Raw genomic sequence first — 12,354 nt, forward strand, 5'->3', positions numbered from 1 at the left:
GCTTTTTTGTTTTATCCACTTTTCTCTAAGTAGTTTTTAATGATTTTCAATTCCTCTTGGTTCAAGGGACGGTATTGACCTTCTGCTAGTTCTGGGTCTAATGTAAACTCACCGAACTGAATTCGTTTGAGTGAGGTCACCTTGACACCAACCGAGAGAAACATTTTCTTAACCTGATGAAATTTTCCTTCTGAAATGGTGATAGAAGCTTGACTGAGGGAAGGACTTGCAGATAGAATCTCTAGTCTTGCAGGTTTACAGACAGTGCCATCTAAAAAGACAATTCCCTTTTGAAAGGCTTGGATATGGTCAGGTGTCAGAAGTCCATTAACCTCAACCTGATAAGTTTTATCGACATGATATTGGGGATGGAGGAGCTGAAAGCCCAAAGGACCGTTATCAGTCAAGAGGAGGAGTCCTGTCGTATCTCGGTCCAGTCGGCCGACGGCATAGAGCATGTCAGACTGGATGTCAGGCGGAAGGAGGTCCATGACGGTTGGAAGTTCCCTGTCTTTATTGGCTGTAACGACACCAGTAGGTTTATGAAGCATAAGATAGGTGTGTTCATAGCCTTGAATGATTCGACCCTGAAAAAGGAGTTCTTGTAGCCCTGTATCGATATTTTGAGCTAGGGAGCGGGCTGGGCAACCATCGACTAGAATTTCCCCTTTGAGTAAGGCTTGTTTCATGGCTTTTCGGCTGATTTTTTCTTGGGCTAATAAATTATCTAAACGCATACTGTGCCTATCTTATCATAAGTCGCTTGCTTTGAAAAGGCTTGACGTGAAAAGAAAAGCACAGTGAAAACATTTACACTTGCTTGAGTTATGTTATTTACCTGAAATTATGGTATAATCGTTCAGTTAGAAAATAAATTTTGAATATTATAGAGGAAATCATGACAAAATTAAGAGAAGATATCCGTAACATTGCGATTATCGCCCACGTTGACCACGGTAAAACAACCCTTGTTGACGAATTATTGAAACAATCAGAAACGCTTGATGCACGTACTGAATTGGCTGAGCGTGCTATGGACTCAAACGATATCGAAAAAGAGCGTGGAATTACCATCCTTGCTAAAAATACAGCCGTTGCCTATAACGGAACTCGTATCAATATCATGGACACACCAGGACACGCGGACTTCGGTGGAGAAGTTGAGCGTATCATGAAAATGGTTGACGGTGTTGTCTTGGTCGTAGATGCCTACGAAGGAACCATGCCACAAACTCGTTTCGTATTGAAAAAAGCTTTGGAACAAGACCTTGTCCCAATTGTTGTTGTTAACAAAATCGATAAACCATCAGCTCGTCCAGCTGAAGTAGTGGACGAAGTCTTGGAACTTTTCATCGAGCTTGGTGCAGATGATGACCAGCTTGACTTCCCAGTGGTCTATGCTTCAGCGATCAACGGAACTTCTTCATTGTCAGATGATCCAGCTGACCAAGAAGCGACTATGGCACCAATCTTTGACACGATTATCGACCATATCCCAGCTCCAGTAGACAACTCAGATGAGCCTTTGCAGTTCCAAGTGTCACTTTTGGACTACAACGACTTCGTTGGACGTATCGGTATCGGTCGTGTCTTCCGTGGTACTGTTAAGGTTGGGGACCAAGTTACCCTTTCTAAACTTGACGGCACAACTAAAAACTTCCGTGTTACAAAACTCTTTGGTTTCTTTGGTTTGGAACGTCGTGAAATCCAAGAAGCCAAAGCAGGTGACTTGATTGCCGTTTCTGGTATGGAAGACATCTTTGTCGGTGAAACCATTACTCCGACAGACGCAGTTGAAGCTCTTCCAATCCTACACATCGATGAGCCAACTCTTCAAATGACTTTCTTGGTTAACAACTCACCATTTGCTGGTAAAGAAGGTAAATGGGTAACTTCTCGTAAGGTGGAAGAACGCTTACAGGCAGAATTGCAAACAGACGTTTCCCTTCGTGTTGATCCAACTGATTCACCAGATAAATGGACTGTTTCAGGACGTGGAGAATTGCACTTGTCAATTCTTATCGAAACAATGCGTCGTGAGGGATATGAACTTCAAGTATCTCGTCCAGAAGTTATTGTAAAAGAAATCGACGGTGTTAAATGTGAACCATTTGAACGTGTTCAAATCGACACTCCAGAAGAATACCAAGGGTCTGTTATCCAAAGCCTTTCTGAACGTAAGGGTGAAATGTTGGATATGATTTCAACTGGTAATGGTCAAACTCGTTTGGTCTTCCTTGTTCCAGCGCGTGGTTTGATTGGATACTCAACTGAGTTCTTGTCAATGACTCGTGGTTACGGTATCATGAACCATACCTTCGATCAATACTTGCCATTGATTCCAGGTGAAATTGGTGGTCGTCACCGTGGTGCTCTTGTTTCTATCGATGCTGGTAAGGCTACAACATACTCAATCATGTCTATCGAAGAACGTGGTACGATCTTTGTCAACCCAGGTACTGAAGTTTACGAAGGAATGATTATCGGTGAAAACTCTCGTGAAAATGACTTGACAGTTAACATCACTAAGGCAAAACAAATGACCAACGTCCGTTCAGCTACTAAGGACCAAACAGCTGTTATTAAGACTCCTCGTATCTTGACACTTGAAGAGTCTCTTGAGTTCTTGAACGACGATGAGTACATGGAAGTAACGCCTGAGTCTATCCGTTTGCGTAAACAAATCCTTAACAAGGCAGAGCGTGAGAAAGCTAACAAGAAGAAAAAATCAGCTGAATAAGAGCTAGAAAGAGATAAAGATGGTTTATTTAATCATAGGACTCCTCTTATTACTACTCTATGTATTTGCGACACCAGAAAGCATTAAAGGGACAGTCAATATCGTCCTTGTCGTCTTTGCTTTCGTAGCACTTTTGATTTTGCTCATGTTGTCAGTTCTGCAAATCTTTCAGCTACCGACAGAATTCTTTATTGCAATCGCCATGCTCTTCCTAGCATACTTTAGCTTGCGAGATATTACCCTCATGTCGGTCAATAAAAGTAAAAGAAGATAAAAAGAGAGTTTCGGCTCTCTTTTTTGCTAGGAATTTTACAGTAGTTCGAATTGCTTTTTAGTTAATATCATCTCTTTTGCTTGGATAGTATGAATGGTAAAAACTGAACTTAAATTCTTTTCCGACATCTATTTCTAAGGAAACTGTAAAATTCTATTACTAATGATATCTTAGTAAAATATGTTGACAGATTATATAGAAAGTGATATATTTACGGTATAAGAAACCGATTTCAAAATAAGAAAGGATTAAATTTATACTCAATGAAAATCAAAGAGCAAACTAGGAAACTAGCCACAGGTTGCTCAAAGCACTGCTTTGAGGTTGTAGATAAGACTGACGAAGTCAGTTACATATATCTACGGCAAGGCGACGTTGACGCGGTTTGAATTTGATTTTTGAAGAGTATTGTTGTCTTTGTGCTCAGGGTGTGATGGATTAAACTAGGAAAATAATTCTAAGAATTTGTAAAATGTAAAATTTCTTTCTATAGGATTATTCTCTTATACAAGGAGTCTACTATGAAGAAACTATTCATATTATTATCAACTTTTTTTCTCAGCTTCTTCCTTGCTTGGATTATTGTCTTACGTGCGCCACAATATTTATTTGCAAGCTATGATTCCGTTTCCTTACTTCGTGTCAAAAAAGATACTCAGGAACCGACGCGTGAGGTATTTGAACAGGAATTGGAGAATTTTGCAAACTCAGAACAGAGTTTAATAGCTAGAAGAATCGTAGAGCCGAGTAAGGATGGGACGACTCACTTTACTTATGCAACTTATGGTCAGGGAACTTTACCAAAAGAATTCCAAGAAGCTAGCCAAGAAAGTCGTAAACGTAGTGATCCGCTAAATAGTTATCTCCTTTTGTCAGGCTCCTTGACGAAAGAAAAGCTAGCCGATAAATTAGGAGATCTGGGTTATAAAGCCATTGCTGACCGAAAGACACCGCCCTATTCTCTTGCTTTTAGAATGTTACTAATTCCCCTTATTTTAATTAGTTTAGCAATATTTGGCTTATCTTTCTTTGCTCTAGTGATTATCACTCGGATTAAGGAAATGAGAGCTGCAGGTATAAAACTCTTTTCTGGTCAGACTCTCTTATCCATCATGGGGCATTCTTTATCGACTGATATCAAATGGATCCTTCTATCAGCCCTCCTTTCCTTCCTAGGTGGGGGAGTCGTTCTTTTTAGTCAAGGTTTGTTTTATCCTATCTTGTTAGCCACCTATGGTTTTGGGATTAGTTTCTATCTTTTGTTTTTATTGGGGATTTCAATTTTACTAATGCTCCTTTATCTAATGAGTTTGAGTTATAAAGCATTAGTTCCCGTTATTAAGGGAAGATTACCCCTTAAACGCCTGATGGCTTTAACCCTATTGTGTCAGTTAGTAGCTGTTTTTACAGTGGGCTACGCTGTTAAGACAGGTTTGACGTCTTACCAACGATTGAAAGAACTTGAAATTTCAAAACAAGCATGGCAGGACAGAGCAGACTATTACCAGATTTTCTTTGGCTTAGGTGATAGAGTAAAAGATACAGAAAATCAGAATAAGTGGTATGCCTTTGCCAAGGAAGCAATCGAAGAAGAACAGGCTCTATTTGTAAAAGATAATGTCATTCATTTTGCAAATCCTCAAGGAAAAAATGAACAGGGAGAGACACTGGATACCTATAGTCCAGATGCTAATGTTCTCTATGTCAGTCCAAGTTATTTGGACAAGGAAAATGTATCTGTAAATGGTGAGACTAGACAGAAACTAGCCCATCTTCAAAAAGGGGAATTTGGACTCTTATTACCAGAATCTCTTCGTTCACAGGAAGCAGAACTTAAGAAAGTTTTTGAAGAACGTTTGAACTATTACGGAAAATCAAGCGAGGATAAAGACGCTCCTTTAGAGTATGAAATGAGAGCGATTGTTAGCTATCTTCCAACAGGAGAAAAACGATTTGTTTATAATAACGGTGAAAGCCCGGTATCCATCCAGTACTTAACTGATCCGATTTTAGTTGTATTTACTCCAACATCTATAGGTGATAGTATCATTTCCAAATCTAGTTGGTCTATCAATGCTGGTAAGAATATCTTTATCAAAGGATATGAAGATGGGATTAAACTCTTGAAAAATGCAGGAATTTATGAGCAAGTATCCTATCTTAAAGAAGGAAGAAGTGTTTATCTAACTCGTTATAATGAAGTGCAAACTGAAACAGCAACTTTAATCTTAGGAGCTATTGTGGGGATAGCTAGTTCCTTGTTACTCTTTTATTCTGTCAATCTTCTATATTTCGAGCAATTCCGCCGAGATATCTTGATTAAACGAATTTCAGGTTTACGATTTTTTGAAACACATGCTCAGTATATGGTTAGTCAATTTGCCAGTTTTGTATTTGGTGCTAGTCTCTTTATTTTAAGCAGTCGAGACTTGGTGATTGGCTTGCTCACTTTATTAGTCTTTCTAGCTAGTGCAGTTCTGACGCTTTACCGTCAAGCCCATAAGGAATCTCGTGTTTCTATGACAATTATGAAAGGAAAATAGGATGATTGAACTAAAGAATATATCTAAAAAATTTGGAAGCCGTCAGCTATTTTCAGATACGAATCTTCATTTTGAAGGTGGGAAAATTTATGCCTTAATCGGTACAAGTGGCTGTGGTAAGACAACACTCTTGAATATGATTGGACGATTAGAGCCATATGACAAAGGACAAATCATCTATGATGGTACTTCTCTTAAAGACATCAAGCATTCTGTTTTCTTTAGAGATTACTTAGGATACTTATTTCAAGATTTTGGCTTAATTGAAAGTCAAACCGTTAAAGAGAATCTCAATCTGGGTTTAGTTGGTAAAAAGTTGAAAGAAAAAGAGAAAATCTCTTTGATGAAACAAGCTCTAAACCGTGTTAACCTCTCTTATTTAGATTTAAAGCAACCCATCTTTGAATTATCAGGAGGAGAAGCACAACGTGTTGCATTAGCGAAGATAATTTTAAAGGATCCGCCTTTGATCCTCGCAGATGAACCAACCGCTTCACTAGACCCCAAAAATTCTGAGGAATTACTTTCTATCCTAGAATCTTTAAAAAATCCGAATCGAACTATTATTATTGCGACCCACAATCCTCTGATTTGGGAACAAGTGGACCAAGTTATTCGAGTTACCGATTTATCACATAGATGATATGGCGAGATTCAGTTAGAAGAAAGAGTCACAAACACACTTTGTGGCTTTTTTATTTCCATAAAAATGGTAAAATAGTAAGAGTAGAAATGGAGTTCGAGACATGAAAGTAATAGATCAATTTAAAAATAAGAAAGTCCTTGTTTTAGGTTTGGCCAAGTCTGGTGAATCTGCAGCTCGTTTGTTGGACAAGCTAGGTGCCATTGTGACAGTAAATGACGGAAAACCTTTCGAGGACAATCCAGCTGCGCAAAGTTTGCTGGAAGAAGGGATCAAGGTTGTTACAGGTGGCCATCCTTTGGAACTCTTGGATGAAGAGTTCGCCCTTATGGTGAAAAATCCAGGCATTCCCTACAGCAATCCCATGATTGAAAAGGCTTTGGCAAAGGGAATTCCAGTCTTGACTGAGGTGGAATTGGCTTACTTGATTTCAGAAGCGCCAATTATCGGTATTACTGGTTCGAACGGTAAAACAACCACAACGACTATGATCGGGGAAGTTTTGACTGCTGCAGGCCAACATGGTCTTTTATCAGGGAATATTGGTTATCCAGCTAGTCAAGTGGCCCAAACTGCGACAGACAAGGACACGCTTGTCATGGAACTTTCTTCTTTCCAACTCATGGGAGTTCAAGAATTCCATCCTGAGATCGCGGTTATTACCAACCTCATGCCAACTCATATCGATTATCATGGTTCTTTTGAGGAATATGTAGCAGCCAAGTGGAATATCCAGAACAAGATGACAGCAGCTGATTTCCTTGTCTTGAACTTTAACCAAGACTTGGCAAAAGACTTGGCTACTAAAACACAAGCTACCGTTGTACCATTCTCAACACTTGAAAAGGTTGATGGAGCTTATCTGGAAGATGGTCAACTCTACTTCCGTGGGGAAGTTGTCATGGCAGCGAATGAAATCGGAGTTCCAGGTAGCCACAATGTGGAAAATGCCCTTGCGACGATTGCTGTAGCCAAGCTTCGTGGTGTGGACAACCAAACCATCAAAGAAACTCTTTCAGCCTTTGGTGGTGTCAAACACCGTCTCCAATTTGTGGATGAAATCAAGGGTGTCAAATTCTATAATGATAGCAAGTCAACCAATATCTTGGCTACTCAGAAAGCCTTGTCAGGATTTGACAACAGCAAGGTCGTCTTGATTGCAGGTGGTTTGGACCGTGGTAATGAGTTTGACGAATTGGTTCCAGACATTACTGGACTCAAGAAGATGGTCATCCTGGGTCAGTCTGCCGAACGTGTTAAACGGGCAGCAGACAAGGCAGGTGTGGCTTATGTGGATGCGACTGATATTGCAGATGCGACCCGCAAGGCTTACGAGCTTGCGACTCAAGGAGACGTGGTTCTTCTCAGTCCAGCAAATGCCAGCTGGGATATGTATGCTAACTTTGAAGTACGTGGCGACCTCTTTATCGACACAGTAGCGGAGTTAAAGGAATAATATGAAAAAAATTGTCTTTACAGGTGGGGGGACGGTTGGACACGTGACCCTCAACCTTTTGTTAATGCCCAAGTTCATCGAAGATGGATGGGAAGTCCACTATATCGGAGATAAACGTGGCATCGAACACCAAGAAATCCTCAAGTCGGGTCTAGATGTCACCTTCCATTCCATTGCGACTGGAAAATTGCGTCGTTATTTCTCTTGGCAAAATATGCTGGACGTCTTTAAAGTTGGCTGGGGAATTGTCCAGTCGCTCTTTATCATGTTGCGACTTCGTCCACAGGCTCTTTTTTCAAAGGGAGGCTTTGTCTCAGTACCGCCTGTTATCGCTGCGCGTGTGTCAGGAGTGCCTGTCTTTATTCACGAATCTGACCTATCTATGGGCTTGGCTAATAAAATTGCCTATAAATTTGCGACTAAGATGTATTCAACCTTTGAGCAAGCTTCAAGTTTGTCTAAGGTCGAGCATGTGGGAGCAGTGACAAAGGTTTCAGACCAAAACACTCCAGAACCCGATGAATTGGTAGATATTCAAACTCACTTTAATCCCAAATTGCCAACAGTATTGTTTGTCGGTGGTTCTGCAGGTGCTCGTGTCTTTAACCAATTGGTGACAGACCATAAGAAAGAACTGACAGAACGCTACAATATTATCAATCTAACTGGAGATTCTAGTCTGAATGAGTTGAGCCAAAATCTTTTTCGTGTTGACTATGTGACCAATCTCTATCAACCCTTGATGGAATTGGCTGATATTGTTGTGACACGTGGTGGTGCCAATACGATTTTTGAGCTCTTGGCAATGGCAAAATTACATGTTATTGTGCCACTTGGTCGTGAAGCTAGTCGTGGTGACCAGATTGAAAATGCAGCCTACTTTGTAAAAAAAGGCTATGCAGAAGAGCTTCAAGAAAGCGATTTGACCTTGGACAGTTTAGAAGAGAAGCTTTCTCACTTACTAAGTCACAAGGAAGATTACCAAGCTAAGATGAAGGCTTCTAAGGAATTGAAATCTCTAGCAGATTTTTATCAATTGTTAAAAAAAGATTTATCATAAGGAAAGTAAATGTCAAAAGATAAGAAAAATGAGGGCAAAGAAATCCTCGAAGAATTTAAAGAGTTATCAGAATGGCAGAAACGAAACCAAGAATATCTAAAAAAGAAGGCTGAAGAAGAGGCGGTCCTAGCTGAGGAGAAGGAAAAGGAAAGACAAGCTCGAATGGCTTCAAAATCTGAAAAGTCAGATGCAACTGAGCACCAAGAGAGTGAATCTGATCCAAAAGACTCAAAATTAGCTAAGGATGATACTGAAGAAAAAGTAGAAGAGTCAGAAGACGTCAAAAAAGAAGTACCCAAAGAAGAACCAAAATCCAAAGAGCCAAAGAAACAGAATAAACAGAATAAAAAAATAGAGAAAAAGCCTGTAAAGGAAAAACCGGCTAAACCGAAAATTCCAGGAGTTCATATCTGGCGGGCTATCTCGATTTTGTTTCTCAGTCTGCTTTTATTGGTTGTCTCTGCATACTTGCTCAGTCCTTATGCGACCATGAAGGATATTCGTGTTGAGGGAACAGTGCAAACTACAGCTGATGATATTCTACAGGCTTCAGGCATTCAGGATTCAGATTATACGATTAACCTTCTGCTAGATAAGGCAAAATATGAAGAGCAGATCAAGTCTAACTATTGGGTTGAATCAGCTCAGCTTGCCTATCAATTTCCAACTAAGTTTACTATTAAGGTTAAGGAATACGATATTGTTGCCTACTATGTTTCTGGTGAAAATCATTATCCTATTCTTTCCAGTGGTCAGCTTGAAACCAGTTCTGTGAGTTTGGTGAGTCTGCCAGAAACTTATATATCAGTTCTCTTTAATGACAGCGAACAAATCAAAACCTTTACGTCAGAACTTGCTCAAATTAGTCCAGAACTCAAGGCGGCTATCCAGAAGGTGGAATTAGCCCCAAGCAAGGTCACATCAGATTTAATTCGATTGACTATGAATGATTCGGACGAAGTTTTGGTTCCCCTTTCTGAAATGAGTAAGAAATTGCCTTATTATAGTAAGATTAAGCCTCAATTGTCAGAACCAAGTGTGGTCGACATGGAAGCTGGAATTTACAGTTACACTGTGGCGGATAAATTAATTATGGAGGCTGAGGAAAAAGCCAAACAAGAGGCCAAGGAAGCTGAGAAGAAACAGAAAGAGGAAGAGAAGAAAAGACTGGAAGAACAGCAGAATAAACTAGAAGAGGAAAGGAAAAAGCTGGAGGAAGAGGGCAATCAAAACCAAACGACCCGACGTTCATCGCGCCGCTAGGTTTAGCTTTTCTCCTATAGCTCTTTAGTGATCAAGTTTTTACTTGACAAGTGCTAGTAGAAATAATAGAATAGTAAAAAACCTTTAAAGCAGTCCAGAGAGGCAGCTAAGGTTAGACGGTGAAAGGGTGGAGACTACCCATTTTTCGTGGAACCTTGCTGTTGGCAGGTTCCTTTTTTCGTGGCTTCTTGTGGCCAGACTCTCTCACTAGCAAAGGTAAAAGGAGAAACTTATGCGAGAACGTCGTCCAGTCATTGCTCTTGATTTTCCTAGTTTTGAGGCAGTCAAGGAATTTTTAGCTCTGTTTCCAGCAGAAGAAAGCCTTTATCTAAAGGTAGGGATGGAGCTTTATTATGCAACGGGGCCTGAGATTGTGTCTTACTTGAAAGGCCTGGGTCATAGTGTCTTTCTGGATCTCAAGCTGCATGACATTCCCAATACAGTCAAATCAGCTATGAAGGTCTTGTCTCAGCTTGGTGTGGACATGACTAATGTACATGCCGCTGGTGGTGTAGAGATGATGAAGGCGGCGCGTGAAGGTCTTGGAAGTCAAGCAAAATTGATCGCTGTAACGCAGCTTACATCAACATCAGAAGCTCAGATGCAGGAGTTTCAAAATATTCAAACCAGTCTGCAGGAGTCAGTAATCCACTATGCTAAGAAGACAGCTGAAGCTGGCTTGGATGGTGTTGTTTGCTCGGCTCAGGAAGTGCAAGTCATCAAGCAGGCCACCAATCCAGATTTTATCTGTCTGACACCAGGCATTCGTCCTGCAGGTGCTGTGGTTGGAGATCAAAAACGTGTGATGACGCCAGCGGATGCCTATCAAATAGGTAGTGACTATATCGTGGTGGGACGTCCCATTACCCAAGCTGAGGATCCTGTTGCAGCTTATCATGCCATCAAGGATGAATGGACACAGGACTGGAATTAAAGAACTAGATTAGAAAAATAAAAGGAGAACACCATGACACTTGCTAAAGATATCGCTAGCCACCTCTTGAAAATTCAAGCCGTTTACCTCAAACCAGAGGAGCCTTTCACTTGGGCATCTGGCATCAAGTCGCCGATTTACACTGATAATCGTGTGACTCTTGCCTATCCAGAAACTCGTACTCTCATTGAAAATGGCTTTGTGGAAGCTATCAAAGAAGCCTTTTCAGAGGTAGAAGTCATTGCAGGAACTGCGACAGCAGGGATTCCTCACGGAGCTATTATTGCTGATAAGATGAATCTGCCATTTGCCTATATCCGTAGCAAACCAAAAGACCACGGAGCTGGTAATCAAATCGAAGGCCGCGTAGCTCAAGGTCAAAAAATGGTAGTGGTTGAAGACCTCATTTCAACTGGTGGTTCTGTTCTTGAAGCAGTAGCAGCAGCAACGCGAGAAGGAGCAGATGTGCTTGGTGTAGTAGCAATTTTCAGCTATCAATTGCCAAAGGCAGATAAGAACTTTGCGGATGCTGGTGTGAAATTGGTGACACTTTCAAACTACAGTGAGCTCATCCATCTAGCCCAAGAAGAAGGATATATCACACCAGAAGGACTCGCTCTCCTAAAACGCTTTAAAGAAGACCAAGAGAATTGGCAAGAAGGTTAGGTCAGTAAGATAAAGAGAGACGAGTCTGGGACAAAAATCTAACTTTAAATATAAAAAACGAACAAAACGAGTTATCTAACAACCAGAATTCTGTTTCGTTCGTTTTTTTGTATAATTTATCGATTTTTAAAATTTATAATAAAGAATTTCTAAAATTAAAATCTTTTTGTCCCGGACTCTTTTAACCATTTTGTTTAAAATATGATAATATTTTAAACAAAATAATTGACAGCGCTTTCTTTTATTGATATAATGAAAATATAATATGTATCAAATTGATCAATCAACTATCTTGTTTATCACTTCTTAGGAGGACGATGTCATGAAAAGAAGAAAAATATATTCCCTTTTTTGCGTAGTTACAATTGCATTTAGTTTGTTTCTCCCTACAGTCTTAGCTAGACAGATTGGAGATTATGATTTAACGTTGCCGCGTTTTGGTGCGGATACAACTAGTGAGCTTGAGAAAGAAAACGCCTCTGCTGGAATTAATAATAATGACAGCACTGGTGGCGGTAAAACGTTAAATACCTCTATTCGTAGCGCCTATAGTGGGGCAGATATCACTCCAATGTATCAATTGAGTTCTGGCTCTAGGATTGTCATGTACTATAATGGAGGTGGTGATAATTATATTGGTTCTGATACTAGATTAGCTATGGCGCCACAGTTTGGAAATCATGTAAGAATTCATACTTCAGGTTCTTGGAGTCCAGATTCTTATTAACTTACTTGTCAGAGTAAGCCTTAAAGATGGTTGATTGTGGGTGTAGCA

General features: G+C 40.2%; 11 protein-coding genes. 10 read left to right on the plus strand and 1 reads right to left on the minus strand.

All coding sequences use genetic code 11. The features are described from left to right. Positions 1-11: 11 nt before the first annotated feature. The gene (locus N8M16_RS07745) at positions 12-737 is read right to left on the minus strand and encodes a 16S rRNA pseudouridine(516) synthase (protein ID WP_001235011.1); all 726 of its coding nucleotides are present in this window, start codon (positions 735-737) and stop codon (positions 12-14) included. Positions 738-898: 161 nt separating this feature from the next. Here N8M16_RS07745 and typA point away from each other — a divergent pair, with 161 nt between their 5' ends. The 10 genes from typA (at position 899) to N8M16_RS07795 (ending at position 12,306) form a co-directional block, all read left to right on the plus strand. Then, positions 899-2,740: a translational GTPase TypA gene (gene typA / locus N8M16_RS07750; protein WP_000164111.1), complete on the plus strand. Its 1,842-nt coding sequence runs from the start codon at positions 899-901 to the stop codon at positions 2,738-2,740. A gap of 19 nt (positions 2,741-2,759) precedes the next feature. Then, on the plus strand, positions 2,760-3,014 hold the full coding sequence (locus N8M16_RS07755) for a DUF3165 family protein (RefSeq protein ID WP_024056536.1): 255 nt from the start codon (positions 2,760-2,762) through the stop codon (positions 3,012-3,014). A 521-nt stretch (positions 3,015-3,535) separates the two neighbouring features. After that, entirely contained in the window at positions 3,536-5,557 is a 2,022-nt protein-coding gene (locus tag N8M16_RS07760; protein WP_261069937.1) for a bacteriocin-associated integral membrane family protein, read from the plus strand. A 1-nt stretch (position 5,558) separates the two neighbouring features. After that, on the plus strand, positions 5,559-6,200 hold the full coding sequence (locus N8M16_RS07765) for an ABC transporter ATP-binding protein (RefSeq protein ID WP_261069938.1): 642 nt from the start codon (positions 5,559-5,561) through the stop codon (positions 6,198-6,200). A gap of 103 nt (positions 6,201-6,303) precedes the next feature. After that, positions 6,304-7,656, plus strand: coding sequence for a UDP-N-acetylmuramoyl-L-alanine--D-glutamate ligase (gene murD / locus N8M16_RS07770; protein ID WP_261069939.1), 1,353 nt, complete (start codon positions 6,304-6,306; stop codon positions 7,654-7,656). Between the two features lies 1 nt (position 7,657). Next, positions 7,658-8,716, plus strand: a complete 1,059-nt coding sequence (locus tag N8M16_RS07775) for a UDP-N-acetylglucosamine--N-acetylmuramyl-(pentapeptide) pyrophosphoryl-undecaprenol N-acetylglucosamine transferase (RefSeq protein ID WP_261069940.1) — start codon at positions 7,658-7,660, stop codon at positions 8,714-8,716. A 9-nt stretch (positions 8,717-8,725) separates the two neighbouring features. Next, positions 8,726-9,979: a cell division protein FtsQ/DivIB gene (locus N8M16_RS07780; RefSeq protein ID WP_247933281.1), complete on the plus strand. Its 1,254-nt coding sequence runs from the start codon at positions 8,726-8,728 to the stop codon at positions 9,977-9,979. Positions 9,980-10,211: 232 nt separating this feature from the next. After that, on the plus strand, positions 10,212-10,913 hold the full coding sequence (gene pyrF / locus N8M16_RS07785) for an orotidine-5'-phosphate decarboxylase (RefSeq protein ID WP_261069941.1): 702 nt from the start codon (positions 10,212-10,214) through the stop codon (positions 10,911-10,913). A gap of 33 nt (positions 10,914-10,946) precedes the next feature. Next, positions 10,947-11,579 carry an orotate phosphoribosyltransferase gene (pyrE, locus tag N8M16_RS07790; protein ID WP_261069942.1) on the plus strand — a complete coding sequence of 211 codons (633 nt, stop codon included), beginning with the start codon at positions 10,947-10,949 and terminating at the stop codon, positions 11,577-11,579. 322 nt (positions 11,580-11,901) lie between these two features. Next, complete coding sequence (locus N8M16_RS07795; protein WP_084886873.1) at positions 11,902-12,306, plus strand: hypothetical protein; 405 nt, start codon at positions 11,902-11,904, stop codon at positions 12,304-12,306. The last annotated feature ends 48 nt before the right edge of the window (positions 12,307-12,354 follow it).

Origin of the sequence: Streptococcus mitis (assembly GCF_946188375.1) — a bacterium.
Taxonomy (GTDB): domain Bacteria; phylum Bacillota; class Bacilli; order Lactobacillales; family Streptococcaceae; genus Streptococcus; species Streptococcus mitis_CX.